Genomic DNA, 16,128 nt, shown 5'->3' with positions numbered 1-16,128 from the left:
GCCAATCCGACCGGTCCGGCGCTCCGGCAAGGCCGCTCCTACGCCGACCGCGTAAAGCCGGGCAACGCGGTCAACTGTAGGAGCGGCCTTGTGTCGCGAAAGGGCCGCAACGCGGCCCCAGCTCTCCATCTGACACCCTACAATCCCACCGGCTCCAAGAACAATTCGCCCGCATAGCCAGCCCCAAGGTCGCCTTTTCCTATGCAAGCCAGCAGGCCATGGCTATCATTCCAGCCTTATTCAAAGTCGAGACTGGCATGCTGAAGTTGTTGAATCTCCTCAAGGATGGCCGGTTTCATTCCGGGCAGGCACTCGGGGAAGCTCTCGGAGTGAGCCGCAGCGCCGTCTGGAAGCAGCTGCAGCATCTGGAATCCGAGTTGAATCTGTCTATCCACAAGGTTCGCGGTCGCGGCTATCAGTTGGCAGCGCCGTTGGCCCTGCTTGATGCCAGCGTCATCGCTGCGCAATCCGAAGGTGAACTGTGGCCGCTGTACATCCATGACGCTATCGACTCGACCAATGCCGAGGCCCTTAGAGCAGTAGGGCAGGGCCAGTCCGCCCCCTTTTTGGTGCTGGCCGAGCGGCAAAGTGCTGGTCGGGGCAGGCGTGGCCGGCAGTGGGTCAGCCCATTTGCCGAAAACCTGTATTACAGCCTCGTGCTCCGGATCGAGGGCGGCATGCGTCAGCTCGAAGGCCTGAGCCTGGTCGTAGGGTTGGCCGTCATGCGCACGTTACAAGGGTTTGGTGTAGAGCAGGCTGGCCTGAAATGGCCCAATGACGTGCTGGTTGCCGAGCAAAAGATCGCTGGCATCCTGCTTGAGCTGGTGGGCGACCCGGCCGATGTCTGCCATGTGGTGATCGGTGTCGGGATCAACGTCAATATGCAGACCAACGACCAGGTCGATCAGCAATGGACGTCAATGAAGCGTGAAGCCGGTGCGCCGATCGATCGCAATCTGCTGGTCGCGCGCCTCAATGTGCAGTTGCAGCATGAGTTGGCTCGCCATCGTCGTTATGGCTTTGCCGCGTTCCAGGAAGAATGGGAGCACGCGCATGTCTGGCAGGGGCGCAATGTCTCGCTGATCGCTGGTGCGAGCCATACCCATGGCATCGTCCGTGGGGTAGATGGGCAGGGTGGATTGCGGCTTGAGGTTGACGGTGTGGAAAAGAGCTTCAGCGGTGGTGAGCTCAGCCTGAGGTTGCGTGATGATTCTTGAGCTCGATTGCGGTAACAGCTTTATCAAGTGGCGCGTCATTCATGCCAGCGACGCCACCATTGTTGGCGGCGGGATTGTCGACTCGGATCAGGCCCTGGTTATCGCTGTGCTGGGCTTGCCTTCGTTGCACCTGCAAGGCTGCCGAATCGTCAGCGTGCGCAGTGAAGAAGAAACCGCGGCGCTGCGCGCCGTTCTGTCGACCGAGTTTGCCATAGATGCCCAGGTAGCCTTGCCAGCGCAGGCCATGGCCGGTGTGCGCAATGGCTATGAAGATTATCAGCGGCTGGGCATGGATCGCTGGTTGGCCGTATTGGGGGCTTATCACCTGGCCAAAGGCGCATGCCTGGTGATCGATCTCGGGACCGCCGCGAAGGCTGACTTCGTTGCTGCGGATGGCGAGCATCTTGGTGGCTACATATGCCCAGGGATGCCGTTGATGCGTAGCCAGTTGCGCACGCATACCCGGCGCATTCGTTATGACGATGCCTCGGCGGAGCGGGCGCTGAACACGCTCGCCCCGGGCCGTTCTACAGTCGAAGCGGTTGAGCGCGGTTGCGTGCTCATGCTGCAAGGCTTTGCTCGAACTCAGATCGAGCAGGCGCGGGCGTTGTGGGGTGACAGCTTCACTGTATTCCTCACAGGTGGTGACGCGCCGCTTGTTCGCGATGCGGCCCCGCAGGCGCGAATCGTGCCGGATCTGGTATTTGTCGGCTTGGCCATGGCTTGTCCACTGGATTGAGGTGCCTATGCGTTGGTTGTTTCTGTTGCTGTTGGTGCTTAACGTCGTTTTTTACGTGTGGCATCAGCAGGAGGCGCCGTTGAGAGTCAAAGAGGTCGCGCCGCTCTCTCTGTATAAAGGTAATCAGCAGGAGATCCGCCTGCTGCGCGAGACGGGTGCTGCGGCGCCGGCGCGCCGCCGCGATGAATGCCTGGTAGTGGGTGGCCTGCCCAGCAAGGAGCAGATCGATGCGCTGCGCCAGCGGCTGCTGAGCCTGGATATTGACACGCAGGTCGTGGCTGGCCAGCTGCCGGGAGCTGACGGTCAGTGGCTAAAGGTTGCAGTTGAAAGCGAGCGTTTGCTGGACCAATCAGTGGTCGAGAGTCTTTCCAAGGATTTCAAAGACTTAAAACGCAAAATTATTTTCTGCGGGGGTATTGCAACTGCTGAATAGCTTGATAGAATGGCGCCCGCTTCGCAGGGAACACCACTCAGGTGGTAGGACCGGAAGCTGTTGTCAAAGCAGCTAACTTCAAGATTTAATTGAAAAAAAGCTTGACAGCAGGACGGCAAAAGCTGAAAATGCCGCCCACGCTCAGGAGGGGTTCCCGAGCGGCCAAAGGGAGCAGACTGTAAATCTGCCGTCTTCGACTTCGAAGGTTCGAATCCTTCCCCCTCCACCATTTTAGCGAGAGCCGCAAGCTCCGCGGGTATAGTTTAGTGGTAGAACCTCAGCCTTCCAAGCTGATGATGCGGGTTCGATTCCCGCTACCCGCTCCAAGTTTGCTGTTATTGCACATTGTTTCGCTCTTGTAGCTCAGTTGGTAGAGCACACCCTTGGTAAGGGTGAGGTCAGCGGTTCAAGTCCGCTCAAGAGCTCCATATAACAAGGCAGATATGAAAATATCTGCCTTTGTTTTATCGGTAGTAGTGACTATTTTCTTCTGCGGAGGACTGTTCGATGGCTAAGGAAAAGTTTGATCGTTCCCTACCACACGTAAACGTTGGCACTATCGGCCACGTTGACCATGGTAAAACCACTCTGACCGCAGCTCTGACTCGCGTCTGCTCCGAGGTGTTCGGTTCGGCAGTCGTCGACTTCGACAAGATCGACAGTGCTCCAGAAGAGAAAGCGCGTGGTATCACCATCAACACCGCGCACGTCGAGTACAACTCGAAGATCCGTCACTACGCTCACGTCGACTGCCCAGGTCACGCTGACTATGTGAAGAACATGATCACCGGTGCTGCGCAGATGGACGGCGCTATCCTGGTTTGCTCGGCCGCCGATGGTCCGATGCCACAAACCCGTGAGCACATCCTGCTGTCCCGTCAGGTTGGCGTTCCGTACATCGTGGTCTTCCTGAACAAGGCTGACCTGGTAGACGACGCTGAGCTGCTGGAACTGGTCGAGATGGAAGTTCGCGACCTGCTGTCCACCTATGACTTCCCAGGCGACGACACTCCGATCATCATCGGTTCGGCTCGTATGGCTCTGGAAGGCAAAGACGACAACGAGATGGGCACCACTGCCGTCAAGAAACTGGTAGAAACTCTGGACAGCTACATCCCAGAGCCAGAGCGCGCTATCGACAAGCCGTTCCTGATGCCAATCGAAGACGTATTCTCGATCTCGGGTCGTGGTACCGTTGTTACCGGTCGTATCGAGCGTGGCATCGTCCGCGTTCAAGACGCTCTGGAAATCGTTGGTCTGCGTGACACCACCACCACCACCTGCACCGGTGTTGAGATGTTCCGCAAACTGCTCGACGAAGGTCGTGCTGGCGAGAACTGTGGCGTTCTGCTGCGTGGTACCAAGCGTGACGACGTTGAGCGTGGCCAGGTTCTGGTCAAGCCAGGTTCGGTCAAGCCGCACACCAAGTTCACCGCAGAAGTTTACGTTCTGTCGAAAGAAGAAGGCGGTCGTCACACTCCGTTCTTCAAAGGCTACCGTCCTCAGTTCTACTTCCGTACTACTGACGTGACCGGTAACTGCCAGCTGCCGGAAGGCGTTGAGATGGTAATGCCAGGTGACAACATCCAGATGGAAGTCACTCTGATCAAGACCATCGCAATGGAAGACGGTCTGCGCTTCGCTATCCGTGAAGGCGGTCGTACCGTCGGCGCCGGCGTCGTAGCAAAAATTATTGAATAAGTAGTTGATTTCATAAGATCAGGTCGGCATAATGGCCGGCCTGGTACAGTGTTAAAGGTCAGTAGCTCAATTGGCAGAGCGACGGTCTCCAAAACCGTAGGTTGGGGGTTCGATTCCCTCCTGACCTGCCATTCACCTCGGTGTGATTGGCTTTCTTCTCACAGGATCCTCCTCGATGACTCCCAAAACTGAAGCCCAAGATTCGCGTTTTGATCTTTTCAAGTGGCTCGCTGTTGTTGCACTGGTAGTCGTTGGTGTCGTGGGTAATCAATATTACTCCGCCTCTCCGATTCTGTACCGCGTACTCGCACTTCTAGCCCTGGCTGCTGCTGCTGGCTTCGTTGCCTTGCAGACTGCAAAGGGCAAGTCGTTCTTTGCGTTGGCGAAGGAAGCTCGTACCGAGATCCGTAAAGTCGTGTGGCCGACCCGCCAAGAAACCATGCAAACCACGCTTATCGTTGTGGTCGTTGTATTGGTTATGGCACTGCTGCTGTGGGGTCTCGACTCCCTGCTCGGCTGGGCGGTTTCCTTGATTGTTGGCTAAGGGTGTCCCGTGGCTAAGCGTTGGTACGTTGTGCATGCTTACTCGGGTTACGAGAAGCATGTGATGCGCTCTTTGACTGAGCGTGTCAAGCTGGCTGGCATGGAAGACGGTTTCGGCGAGATTTTGGTTCCGACCGAAGAAGTCGTCGAAATGCGTAATGGCCAGAAGCGCAAGAGCGAGCGTAAGTTCTTCCCTGGCTATGTATTGGTCCAGATGGAAATGAACGAAGGTACTTGGCACCTTGTCAAGGATACCCCTCGTGTAATGGGCTTCATTGGTGGTACTGCAGACAAGCCTGCACCGATCACCGATAAAGAAGCTGAGGCTATTCTGCGTCGCGTTGCCGACGGCAGCGACAAGCCGAAGCCAAAAACGCTCTTCGAGCCAGGTGAAGTGGTTCGTGTTGTTGACGGTCCCTTTGCTGATTTCAACGGTACCGTTGAAGAAGTTAACTACGAAAAGAGCCGGCTCCAAGTGGCGGTGCTCATTTTCGGTCGTTCCACTCCGGTGGAGCTCGAGTTCGGCCAGGTCGAGAAGGTCTAGGCGAACGACGCATCCCATACCCCGCAGCCCTATGTGCTGCGGGGTTTTGTCGTCACTGGGATAAAACGCACGTAATCCGGGGAGCCTTCAGGCGTTCGTACCCGATATTGGAGTAGCTCATGGCTAAGAAGATTCAGGCTTACATCAAGCTGCAAGTAAAGGCCGGCCAGGCCAACCCTAGCCCACCCGTTGGTCCAGCACTGGGTCAACACGGTGTGAACATCATGGAATTCTGCAAGGCCTTCAACGCCCGTACTCAGGGTCAAGAAGCCGGCCTGCCGACTCCTGTGATCATCACTGTTTACAGTGACCGTAGCTTCACCTTCGAAACCAAAAGCACCCCTGCTTCGGTTCTGCTGAAAAAAGCAGCTGGCCTGACCAGCGGCTCCGCGCGTCCTAACACCGTCAAGGTGGGTACTGTGACCCGTGCTCAGCTGGAAGAGATCGCCAAGACCAAAGAGGCTGATCTGACTGCCGCTGACCTGGATGCAGCCGTGCGTACCATCGCCGGTTCTGCTCGCAGCATGGGCCTCAACGTGGAGGGTGTGTAATGGCTAAGCTGACCAAGCGCCAAAAGGCTATTGCTTCGAAAATCGAAGCTGGCAAAGTCTACAACTTCGAAGACGCAGCAGTGCTGCTGGCCGAACTCTCCACCGTGAAGTTCAGCGAATCCTTCGACGTTGCCGTCAACCTCGGTGTTGACCCGCGTAAATCCGACCAGGTCGTTCGTAGCGCTACTGTGCTGCCACACGGCACTGGCAAGACCGTACGCGTTGCCGTGTTCACCCAGGGTCCTGCTGCTGAAGCCGCTCTGGCTGCCGGCGCTGACCGTGTAGGCATGGACGATCTGGCTGCCGAAATGAAAGCCGGCGACCTGAACTACGACGTAGTCATCGCATCCCCGGATGCCATGCGCGTTGTTGGTCAGTTGGGCCAGGTTCTCGGTCCTCGTGGCCTGATGCCTAACCCTAAGGTTGGTACCGTAACTCCAGACGTAGCTACCGCGGTTAAAAACGCCAAAGCTGGTCAGGTTCGCTACCGCACCGACAAAAACGGTATCATCCACACCTCCGTTGGCAAGGTTGGCTTCGAAGCCGGCAAGCTGAAGGAAAACGTTGAAGCCCTGATCGCTGATCTGAAGCGTATCAAGCCAGCTTCCTCGAAAGGTATCTACGTCAAGCGCGTTACCCTGAGCACCACTATGGGCCCAGGTCTGGTCATCGACCAGAGCTCGCTGGACGCGTAAGACAAAGCCGGCGTGCTCAGGCACGCCAGCTGCAAAAATTGGGGTCCCTGCCTGGCGGGGGCTATCCAAGACCGTAGGCGGCGCAAGCCTTAAACACCCAGCCTACGCAGATGGTGCTCCCGGTTCCTTACCGAATCAGACACCAAAACGACATCCGGCTTCGGCCAGATGAAACGGTAACAAGCAGGAGTTTTACCCGTGGCAATTAAACTCGAAGACAAGAAGGCCATCGTCGCTGAAGTCAACGAGGCTGCCAAAGTCGCTCTGTCCGCTGTCGTGGCTGATGCCCGTGGTGTGACTGTAGGCGCAATGACCGGACTCCGTAAAGAGGCTCGTGAAGCTGGCGTATACGTACGTGTTGTACGTAACACCCTGCTCAAGCGCGCTGTTGCTGGCACTGACTTCAGTGTCCTCAACGACGCCTTCACTGGCCCGACCCTGATCGCTTTCTCCAACGAACACCCGGGCGCTGCTGCTCGTCTGTTCAAAGAGTTCGCCAAGGGTCAGGACAAGTTCGAGATCAAGGCAGCTGCGTTTGACGGCAAGTTCATTGCAGCGAACGAAATCGACGTGTTGGCTACCCTGCCGACCCGCGACGAAGCCATCGCAAGGCTGATGAGCGTTATCCAAGGCGCTACCAGCAAGCTGGCTCGTACCCTGGCAGCCATTCGCGACCAGAAAGAAGCTACCGCTGCCTAAGGCAACGAAGCGCTTTCAAAATCATACGTTTAATTTGATGGCTGCGTAGGCCTTCACCCCAATACAGGATTTAAGTCAATGTCCCTGACTAACGAACAAATCATCGAAGCAATCGGCCAGAAAACCGTTCTGGAAGTTGTTGAACTGATCAAAGCAATGGAAGAAACCTTCGGCGTGACCGCCGCTGTTGCCGCTGCTGGCCCAGCTGCTGCTGCCGCCGTTGTTGAAGAGCAGACCGAATTCAACGTCGTTCTGCTGGAAGCTGGCGAGAAGAAAGTAAACGTGATCAAGGCAGTTCGTGAACTGACCGGTCTCGGCCTGAAAGAAGCCAAAGAGAAAGTCGATGGCGCTCCTCAGGTTGTAGCTGAAGGCGTTTCGAAAGAAGCCGCTGAAGACGCTAAGAAGAAGCTGGAAGAAGCAGGCGCTAAAGTCGAACTGAAGTAATTTCGACTTTGCGACTCCAGCCGGAGCGTTGAGCTAAGGCTGACGGCTGGTGGCTTTTGCCACCGGCCTTTTTCCGTTATTGGCGGCCGACCAGGTCGGCCCCGATAACGTGCTGTAGCCACCTAGAGGGTGGAGCAAACCATGGGGTTTGCACGATTTTCTGGTTGCTCCCGCCGGGAGACGCCAAACAAGCAGGTGACCAAGCTGGGGAACGCTGATGGCTTACTCATACACTGAGAAAAAACGTATCCGCAAGGACTTTAGCAAGTTGCCGGACGTGATGGATGTGCCTTACCTCCTGGCCATCCAGCTGGATTCGTATCGCGAATTCCTGCAAGCGGGAGCATCCAAGGATCAGTTCCGCGACGTCGGTCTGCATGCTGCCTTCAAGTCGGTCTTCCCGATCATCAGCTACTCCGGCAACGCTGCCCTGGAGTACGTTGGCTATCGTCTGGGCGAACCGGCTTTCGACGTCAAGGAATGCGTCCTGCGCGGCGTGACCTTCGCCGTACCGCTGCGGGTCAAGGTCCGTCTGATCATCTTCGACAAAGAGTCGTCGAACAAAGCGATCAAGGACATCAAAGAGCAAGAAGTCTACATGGGTGAAATCCCCCTGATGACTGAGAACGGTACCTTCGTTATCAACGGTACCGAGCGTGTGATCGTTTCCCAGCTGCACCGTTCGCCGGGTGTGTTCTTCGACCACGACCGTGGCAAGACGCACAGCTCGGGCAAACTGCTGTACTCGGCTCGTATCATTCCTTACCGCGGTTCCTGGTTGGACTTCGAGTTCGACCCGAAAGACTGCGTATTCGTGCGTATCGACCGTCGCCGCAAACTGCCGGCCTCGGTACTGCTGCGCGCGCTGGGCTACAGCACCGAAGAGGTTCTGAACGCCTTCTACACCACCAACGTGTTCCACGTTACCGGCGAAAGCCTGAGCCTGGAGCTGGTACCTCAGCGCCTGCGCGGTGAAGTTGCGGTCATGGACATCCATGACGAAAATGGCAAAGTCATCGTCGAGCAGGGCCGTCGTATCACTGCACGCCACATCAATCAGCTCGAGAAGGCTGGCGTCAAGCAGCTGGACGTGCCGATGGAGTACGTACTGGGTCGCACCACTGCCAAGGCAATCGTGCATCCGGCTACCGGCGAGATCCTGGCTGAGTGCAACACCGAGCTGACCACCGAGCTGCTGATCAAGATCGCCAAGGCTCAGGTTGTTCGCCTCGAGACCCTGTACACCAACGACATCGACTGCGGTCCGTTCATTTCGGACACCCTGAAGATCGACACCACCAGCAACCAACTGGAAGCGCTGGTCGAGATCTACCGGATGATGCGTCCAGGCGAGCCGCCAACCAAGGATGCCGCCGAGACCCTGTTCAACAACCTGTTCTTCAGCGCCGAGCGGTACGATCTGTCCGCCGTTGGCCGCATGAAGTTCAACCGTCGTATCGGTCGCTCCGAGATCGAAGGTTCGGGCGTGTTGAGCAAGGAAGACATCGTTGACGTACTGAAGACGCTGGTCGACATCCGTAACGGTAAAGGCATCGTCGACGACATCGACCACCTCGGCAACCGCCGTGTGCGTTGTGTTGGCGAGATGGCCGAGAACCAGTTCCGGGTTGGCCTGGTGCGCGTTGAGCGTGCGGTCAAAGAGCGTCTGTCGATGGCAGAAAGCGAAGGCCTGATGCCGCAAGACCTGATCAACGCCAAGCCGGTTGCGGCGGCGGTGAAAGAGTTCTTCGGTTCCAGCCAGCTCTCGCAGTTCATGGACCAGAACAACCCGCTCTCGGAAATTACCCACAAGCGTCGTGTCTCTGCACTCGGCCCTGGCGGTCTGACCCGTGAGCGCGCTGGCTTTGAAGTCCGTGACGTACACCCGACCCACTACGGCCGTGTGTGCCCGATCGAGACCCCTGAAGGTCCGAACATCGGTCTGATCAACTCCCTGGCGGCGTATGCCCGCACCAACCAGTACGGCTTCCTCGAGAGCCCGTACCGCGTGGTGAAAGAGGGTGTGGTTTCCGACGACATCGTGTTCCTGTCGGCGATCGAAGAAGCTGACCACGTCATCGCCCAGGCTTCGGCCACCATGAGCGAAGACAAGCGTCTGATCGACGAACTGGTAGCAGTACGTCACCTGAACGAATTCACCGTCAAGGCGCCGGAAGACGTCACCCTGATGGACGTTTCGCCGAAGCAGGTAGTTTCGGTTGCAGCGTCGCTGATTCCGTTCCTCGAGCACGACGACGCCAACCGTGCGTTGATGGGTTCGAACATGCAGCGTCAGGCTGTACCAACCCTGCGCGCCGACAAGCCGCTGGTAGGTACCGGCATGGAGCGCAACGTTGCCCGTGACTCCGGCGTCTGCGTCGTGGCTCGCCGTGGCGGCGTTATCGACTCGGTCGATGCCAGCCGTATCGTGGTTCGTGTTGCAGATGACGAAGTTGAAACCGGTGAAGCCGGTGTCGACATCTACAACCTGACCAAGTACACCCGCTCGAACCAGAACACCTGCATCAACCAGCGTCCGCTGGTCAGCAAAGGTGATGTGGTCAAGCGTCATGACATCATGGCTGACGGCCCGTCCACCGATATGGGTGAGCTGGCTCTGGGTCAGAACATGCGCATCGCGTTCATGGCGTGGAACGGCTTCAACTTCGAAGACTCCATCTGTCTGTCGGAGCGCGTGGTTCAGGAAGATCGCTTCACCACTATCCACATCCAGGAACTGACCTGTGTGGCGCGTGACACCAAGCTTGGGCCTGAGGAAATCACTGCAGACATCCCGAACGTGGGTGAAGCTGCACTGAACAAACTGGACGAAGCCGGTATCGTTTACGTGGGTGCTGAAGTCGGCGCTGGCGACATCCTGGTCGGCAAGGTCACTCCGAAAGGCGAGACCCAACTGACTCCGGAAGAAAAACTGCTGCGTGCAATCTTCGGTGAAAAAGCCAGCGACGTTAAAGACACCTCCCTGCGCGTGCCAACCGGCACCAAAGGTACTGTCATCGACGTGCAGGTCTTCACTCGTGACGGCGTTGAGCGCGATAGCCGCGCCCTGTCCATCGAGAAGACCCAGCTGGACGAGATCCGCAAGGATCTGAACGAAGAGTTCCGCATCGTTGAAGGCGCAACCTTCGAACGTCTGCGCTCGGCTCTGAACGGCCAGGTTGTCGACGGTGGCGCGGGCCTGAAAAAAGGCACCGTGGTCAGCGACGAAGTCCTCGACGGTCTGGAGCACGGCCAGTGGTTCAAACTGCGCATGGCCGAAGACGCGCTCAACGATCAGCTCGAGAAGGCTCAGGCCTACATCGTCGATCGTCGCCGTCTGCTCGACGACAAGTTCGAAGACAAGAAGCGCAAGCTGCAGCAGGGCGATGACCTGGCACCGGGCGTACTGAAGATCGTCAAGGTCTACCTGGCTATCCGCCGCCGCATCCAGCCGGGCGACAAGATGGCTGGCCGCCACGGTAACAAAGGTGTGGTCTCGGTGATCATGCCGGTCGAAGACATGCCGCACGACGCCAACGGTACTCCGGTAGACGTCGTACTGAACCCGCTGGGCGTACCATCGCGTATGAACGTCGGGCAGATCCTCGAAACCCACCTCGGCCTCGCAGCCAAAGGTCTGGGCGAGAAGATCGACCGGATGATCGAAGAGCAGCGCAAAGCCACTGAGCTGCGCAGCTTCCTCACCGAGATCTACAACGAGATCGGCGGTCGTCAGGAAAGCCTGGAAGACTTCACCGACGCTGAGATCCTTGCTCTGGCGCACAACCTGAAGAAAGGCGTGCCTATGGCTACTCCGGTCTTCGACGGTGCCAAGGAAAGCGAAATCAAGGCCATGCTGAAACTGGCTGACATGCCAGAAAGCGGCCAGATGGTGCTGTTCGACGGCCGTACCGGCAACAAGTTCGAGCGTCCGGTGACCGTTGGTTACATGTACATGCTCAAGCTGAACCACTTGGTGGACGACAAGATGCACGCGCGTTCCACTGGTTCGTACAGCCTGGTTACCCAGCAGCCGCTGGGTGGTAAGGCGCAGTTCGGTGGTCAGCGTTTCGGGGAGATGGAAGTCTGGGCGCTGGAAGCATACGGCGCGGCGTACACTCTGCAAGAAATGCTCACAGTGAAGTCGGACGACGTGAACGGCCGTACCAAGATGTACAAAAACATCGTGGATGGCGATCACCGTATGGAGCCGGGCATGCCCGAGTCCTTCAACGTGTTGATCAAAGAGATCCGTTCGCTCGGTATCGATATCGATCTGGAAACCGAATAACACGTGACGCGAATGGGAGCGGGGCTGTAACAGCCCGCTCCTTGCTCCGCCAGGAGGAAAGGCCTTGAAAGACCTACTGAATTTGCTGAAAAACCAGGGTCAAGTCGAAGAGTTCGATGCCATTCGCATCGGCCTCGCGTCGCCTGAGATGATCCGTTCGTGGTCGTTCGGTGAAGTTAAAAAACCGGAAACCATCAACTACCGTACGTTCAAACCTGAGCGTGACGGCCTGTTCTGCGCCAAGATCTTTGGCCCAGTCAAGGACTACGAGTGCCTGTGCGGTAAGTACAAGCGCTTGAAACACCGTGGTGTGATCTGTGAGAAGTGCGGCGTTGAAGTCGCCCTGGCCAAGGTTCGTCGTGAGCGCATGGCGCACATCGAGCTGGCCTCGCCAGTGGCCCACATCTGGTTCCTGAAGTCGCTGCCGTCCCGTATCGGCCTGCTGATGGACATGACCCTGCGTGATATCGAGCGCGTTCTCTACTTCGAGAGCTACGTCGTTATCGACCCGGGCATGACCACCCTGGAGAAGGGTCAGCTGCTCAACGACGAGCAGTACTTCGAAGCGCTGGAAGAGTTCGGTGATGACTTCGACGCGCGCATGGGTGCCGAGGCTGTTCGCGAACTGCTGCACGCTATCGATCTGGAGCACGAGATTGGCCGCCTGCGTGAAGAAATTCCGCAAACCAACTCGGAAACCAAGATCAAGAAGCTGTCCAAGCGCCTCAAGCTGATGGAAGCCTTCCAGGGCTCGGGCAACCTGCCTGAGTGGATGGTCCTGACCGTTCTGCCAGTACTGCCGCCGGACCTGCGTCCGCTGGTACCGCTGGATGGTGGCCGCTTCGCGACCTCCGACCTGAACGACCTGTACCGCCGCGTGATCAACCGGAACAACCGTCTCAAGCGTCTGCTTGACCTGTCGGCTCCGGACATCATCGTGCGCAACGAAAAGCGCATGCTGCAGGAAGCGGTCGACGCCCTGCTCGACAACGGCCGTCGCGGTCGCGCCATCACTGGCTCGAACAAGCGTCCGCTGAAGTCGCTGGCTGACATGATCAAAGGTAAGCAAGGTCGCTTCCGTCAGAACTTGCTCGGCAAGCGCGTGGACTACTCCGGCCGTTCGGTAATTACCGTAGGCCCGACCCTGCGTCTGCACCAGTGCGGTCTGCCGAAGAAGATGGCTCTCGAGCTGTTCAAGCCGTTCATTTTCGGCAAGCTGGAAATGCGTGGTCTGGCGACCACCATCAAGGCTGCCAAGAAGATGGTCGAGCGCGAGCTGCCAGAGGTCTGGGACGTGCTCGCCGAGGTCATCCGCGAACACCCCGTACTGCTCAACCGTGCACCGACCCTTCACCGTCTCGGCATCCAGGCGTTTGAACCGGTACTGATCGAAGGTAAGGCTATCCAGCTGCACCCGCTGGTCTGTGCTGCGTACAACGCCGACTTCGACGGTGACCAAATGGCTGTGCACGTGCCGCTGACGCTGGAAGCCCAGCTCGAAGCGCGCGCGCTGATGATGTCGACCAACAACATCCTGTCGCCAGCCAACGGTGAGCCAATCATCGTTCCGTCGCAGGACGTTGTATTGGGTCTGTACTACATGACCCGTGAAGCCATCAACGCCAAGGGCGAAGGTCGCGTCTTCGCTGACCTGCAGGAAGTCGACCGGGTATTCCGCGCCGGCGAAGCTGCCCTGCACGCCAAGATCAAGGTTCGTATCAACGAAACCGTGAACGACCGTGATGGCGGCAGCGTCAAGAACACCCGTATCGTCGACACCACTGTCGGCCGTGCACTGCTGTTCCAGGTTGTACCACCAGGTCTGTCGTACGACGTGGTCAACCAGCCAATGAAGAAAAAGGCGATCTCCAAGCTGATCAACCAGTGCTACCGCGTGGTTGGTCTGAAAGAGACCGTGATCTTCGCTGACCAGCTGATGTACACCGGCTTTGCCTACTCGACCATTTCCGGCGTCTCGATCGGTGTTAACGACTTCGTTATCCCGGACGAAAAAGCCCGCATCATCGGTGCTGCCACCGACGAAGTGAAGGAAATCGAGAGCCAGTACGCCTCCGGCCTGGTAACCCAGGGCGAGAAGTACAACAAGGTCATCGACTTGTGGTCCAAGGCGAACGACGAAGTCTCCAAGGCGATGATGGCCAACCTCTCGAAAGAGAAAGTCATCGACCGCAATGGCGACGAAGTCGACCAAGAGTCCTTCAACTCGATGTACATGATGGCTGACTCCGGTGCTCGGGGTTCGGCAGCTCAGATTCGTCAGTTGGCCGGTATGCGTGGTCTGATGGCCAAGCCGGACGGCTCGATCATCGAGACGCCGATTACCGCGAACTTCCGTGAAGGCCTGAGCGTTCTGCAGTACTTCATCTCGACGCACGGTGCTCGTAAGGGTCTTGCGGATACCGCCTTGAAGACTGCGAACTCGGGTTACCTGACTCGTCGTCTGGTCGACGTGGCGCAGGATCTGGTGGTTACCGAGATCGATTGCGGCACTGATCACGGCCTGCTGATGACTCCGCACATCGAAGGCGGCGACGTGGTCGAGCCATTGGGTGAGCGCGTACTGGGTCGAGTAATCGCCCGCGACGTGTTCAAGCCTGGCACCGACGATGTCATCGTTCCGGCCGGTACCCTGGTCGACGAGAAGTGGGTCGAGTTCATCGAGCTCAACAGCATCGACGAAGTTATCGTGCGTTCGCCGATCAGCTGCGAAACTCGCTTCGGCATCTGCGCCAAGTGCTACGGTCGTGACCTGGCTCGCGGTCATCAGGTGAACATCGGTGAAGCGGTCGGCGTTATCGCTGCCCAGTCCATCGGTGAGCCGGGTACCCAGCTGACCATGCGTACGTTCCACATCGGTGGTGCTGCAAGCCGGACCTCGGCTGCCGACAGCGTCCAGGTGAAGAACGGCGGTATGGTTCGTCTGCACAACCTCAAGCAGGTAGAGCGTGCTGACGGCAACCTGGTTGCTGTATCGCGTTCCGGCGAGCTGGCCATTGCCGACGAATTCGGTCGTGAGCGTGAGCGCTACAAGCTGCCTTACGGCGCCGTGATTTCGGTCAAGGAAGGTGACAAGGTCGACGCAGGCGCAATCGTCGCCAAATGGGACCCGCACACCCACCCGATCGTTACCGAGCTGAAAGGTACCGTGACCTTCGTGGGCATGGAAGAAAACATCACCATCAAGCGTCAGACTGACGAGTTGACTGGTTTGACCAACATTGAAGTCCTGGACGCCAAGGATCGCCCTGCCGCTGGCAAGGAAATCCGTCCGGCCATCAAGATGGTCGACGCCAACGGCAAGGATCTGATGCTGCCAGGTACCGACGTACCTGCTCAGTACTTCCTGCCGGCCAACGCCTTGGTAGGTGTAGCTGACGGTGCCCAGATCGGTGTTGGTGACGTTATCGCGCGGATCCCGCAAGAAACGTCGAAGACCCGTGACATCACCGGTGGTCTGCCACGTGTTGCCGACTTGTTCGAAGCACGTCGTCCGAAAGAAGCGTCGATCCTGGCGGAAGTCAGCGGTACCATCGCGTTCGGTAAAGAGACCAAAGGCAAGCGTCGTCTGGTCATCACTCCGACCGACGGTAGCGATCCGTACGAAGAGCTGATTCCGAAGTGGCGCCACCTGAACGTCTTCGAAGGCGAACAGGTCAACCGCGGCGAAGTTATCTCCGACGGTCCAAGCGATCCGCATGATATCCTGCGTCTGCTGGGTGTCAGCGCGCTGGCGAAGTACATCGTCAACGAGATCCAGGACGTTTACCGTCTGCAAGGCGTTAAGATCAACGACAAGCACATCGAGACCATCCTGCGTCAGATGCTGCGTAAGGTCGAGATTGCCGAGTCGGGCGACTCCAGCTTCATCAAGGGCGACCAGATGGAACTGACTCACGTGCTGGTCGAGAACGAGCGTCTCGCAGCCGATGACAAGTTCATCTCCAAGTTCACCCGTGTGCTGCTGGGTATCACCAAGGCCTCGCTGTCCACCGAATCGTTCATCTCGGCGGCTTCCTTCCAGGAAACCACCCGTGTACTGACCGAAGCGGCGGTAACCGGCAAGCGCGATTACCTGCGCGGCCTGAAAGAGAACGTGGTCGTCGGCCGTCTGATCCCGGCCGGTACCGGTCTGGCTTACCACAGCGAGCGCAAGCGTCGCCGTGATGCCGACAAACCGCTGCGCGTAAGTGCCAGTGAGGTGGAAGCCGCACTGACCGAAGCGTTGAATTCCAGCGGTAATTAAGTAACAG

Annotated in this window: 12 protein-coding genes and 4 tRNA genes; all 16 read left to right on the top strand. The window is 57.8% G+C overall.

Going from position 1 to position 16,128, the window contains the following annotated elements:
• The first annotated feature begins 257 nt into the window (after positions 1-257).
• The 16 genes from birA (at position 258) to rpoC (ending at position 16,121) form a co-directional block, all read left to right on the top strand.
• Positions 258-1,217: a bifunctional biotin--[acetyl-CoA-carboxylase] ligase/biotin operon repressor BirA gene (gene birA / locus ACQZ2L_RS14460; RefSeq protein ID WP_430326692.1), complete on the top strand. Its 960-nt coding sequence runs from the start codon at positions 258-260 to the stop codon at positions 1,215-1,217.
• The gene (locus ACQZ2L_RS14455) at positions 1,207-1,956 is read left to right on the top strand and encodes a pantothenate kinase (protein ID WP_430326691.1); all 750 of its coding nucleotides are present in this window, start codon (positions 1,207-1,209) and stop codon (positions 1,954-1,956) included. Before birA ends, ACQZ2L_RS14455 begins: the two co-directional genes overlap by 11 nt.
• Before the next feature lie 7 nt (positions 1,957-1,963).
• Positions 1,964-2,389: a hypothetical protein gene (locus ACQZ2L_RS14450; protein ID WP_430326690.1), complete on the top strand. Its 426-nt coding sequence runs from the start codon at positions 1,964-1,966 to the stop codon at positions 2,387-2,389.
• 144 nt (positions 2,390-2,533) lie between these two features.
• Positions 2,534-2,618: transfer RNA gene (locus tag ACQZ2L_RS14445), tRNA-Tyr, on the top strand.
• A 23-nt stretch (positions 2,619-2,641) separates the two neighbouring features.
• Positions 2,642-2,715 (top strand) — tRNA-Gly (locus ACQZ2L_RS14440).
• A 26-nt stretch (positions 2,716-2,741) separates the two neighbouring features.
• Positions 2,742-2,817, top strand: a tRNA-Thr gene (locus tag ACQZ2L_RS14435).
• A 79-nt stretch (positions 2,818-2,896) separates the two neighbouring features.
• Complete coding sequence (tuf, locus tag ACQZ2L_RS14430) at positions 2,897-4,090, top strand: elongation factor Tu (RefSeq protein WP_101322346.1); 1,194 nt, start codon at positions 2,897-2,899, stop codon at positions 4,088-4,090.
• A 55-nt stretch (positions 4,091-4,145) separates the two neighbouring features.
• Positions 4,146-4,221, top strand: a tRNA-Trp gene (locus ACQZ2L_RS14425).
• Positions 4,222-4,265: 44 nt separating this feature from the next.
• On the top strand, positions 4,266-4,634 hold the full coding sequence (gene secE / locus ACQZ2L_RS14420) for a preprotein translocase subunit SecE (RefSeq protein WP_101322354.1): 369 nt from the start codon (positions 4,266-4,268) through the stop codon (positions 4,632-4,634).
• Positions 4,635-4,643: 9 nt separating this feature from the next.
• The gene (gene nusG / locus ACQZ2L_RS14415; protein ID WP_101322353.1) at positions 4,644-5,177 is read left to right on the top strand and encodes a transcription termination/antitermination protein NusG; all 534 of its coding nucleotides are present in this window, start codon (positions 4,644-4,646) and stop codon (positions 5,175-5,177) included.
• Positions 5,178-5,296: 119 nt separating this feature from the next.
• Positions 5,297-5,728, top strand: a complete 432-nt coding sequence (gene rplK / locus ACQZ2L_RS14410; protein ID WP_103435168.1) for a 50S ribosomal protein L11 — start codon at positions 5,297-5,299, stop codon at positions 5,726-5,728.
• A complete protein-coding gene (gene rplA / locus ACQZ2L_RS14405; RefSeq protein ID WP_101322351.1) occupies positions 5,728-6,423 on the top strand; it encodes a 50S ribosomal protein L1 in 696 nt (231 codons plus the stop codon). The genes rplK and rplA overlap by 1 nt, the downstream gene beginning before the upstream one ends.
• Positions 6,424-6,621: 198 nt before the next feature.
• Entirely contained in the window at positions 6,622-7,122 is a 501-nt protein-coding gene (rplJ, locus tag ACQZ2L_RS14400) for a 50S ribosomal protein L10 (protein WP_101322350.1), read from the top strand.
• Positions 7,123-7,200: 78 nt separating this feature from the next.
• Positions 7,201-7,566: a 50S ribosomal protein L7/L12 gene (gene rplL / locus ACQZ2L_RS14395; protein ID WP_033703494.1), complete on the top strand. Its 366-nt coding sequence runs from the start codon at positions 7,201-7,203 to the stop codon at positions 7,564-7,566.
• 217 nt (positions 7,567-7,783) lie between these two features.
• Positions 7,784-11,857: a DNA-directed RNA polymerase subunit beta gene (gene rpoB, locus ACQZ2L_RS14390; RefSeq protein WP_101322349.1), complete on the top strand. Its 4,074-nt coding sequence runs from the start codon at positions 7,784-7,786 to the stop codon at positions 11,855-11,857.
• A 64-nt stretch (positions 11,858-11,921) separates the two neighbouring features.
• A complete protein-coding gene (rpoC, locus tag ACQZ2L_RS14385) occupies positions 11,922-16,121 on the top strand; it encodes a DNA-directed RNA polymerase subunit beta' (protein WP_314877064.1) in 4,200 nt (1,399 codons plus the stop codon).
• Positions 16,122-16,128 lie beyond the last annotated feature (7 nt).

Source organism: Pseudomonas shirazensis, from assembly GCF_050496565.1.
Lineage (GTDB): Bacteria > Pseudomonadota > Gammaproteobacteria > Pseudomonadales > Pseudomonadaceae > Aquipseudomonas > Aquipseudomonas shirazensis_A.
Note: the sequence above shows the minus strand (reverse complement) of the source record. Positions and strands in the feature narration are given on the sequence as shown.

What these genes read in the sequence shown, in the direction of transcription:
- birA (WP_430326692.1), top strand. Translation starts at nt 258, where the DNA reads ATGCTGAAGTTGTTGAATCTCCTCAAGGATGGCCGGTTTCATTCCGGG.
- ACQZ2L_RS14455 (WP_430326691.1), top strand. Translation starts at nt 1,207, where the DNA reads ATGATTCTTGAGCTCGATTGCGGTAACAGCTTTATCAAGTGGCGCGTC.
- ACQZ2L_RS14450 (WP_430326690.1), top strand. Translation starts at nt 1,964, where the DNA reads ATGCGTTGGTTGTTTCTGTTGCTGTTGGTGCTTAACGTCGTTTTTTAC.
- tuf (WP_101322346.1), top strand. Translation starts at nt 2,897, where the DNA reads ATGGCTAAGGAAAAGTTTGATCGTTCCCTACCACACGTAAACGTTGGC.
- secE (WP_101322354.1), top strand. Translation starts at nt 4,266, where the DNA reads ATGACTCCCAAAACTGAAGCCCAAGATTCGCGTTTTGATCTTTTCAAG.
- rplK (WP_103435168.1), top strand. Translation starts at nt 5,297, where the DNA reads ATGGCTAAGAAGATTCAGGCTTACATCAAGCTGCAAGTAAAGGCCGGC.
- rplA (WP_101322351.1), top strand. Translation starts at nt 5,728, where the DNA reads ATGGCTAAGCTGACCAAGCGCCAAAAGGCTATTGCTTCGAAAATCGAA.
- rplL (WP_033703494.1), top strand. Translation starts at nt 7,201, where the DNA reads ATGTCCCTGACTAACGAACAAATCATCGAAGCAATCGGCCAGAAAACC.
- rpoB (WP_101322349.1), top strand. Translation starts at nt 7,784, where the DNA reads ATGGCTTACTCATACACTGAGAAAAAACGTATCCGCAAGGACTTTAGC.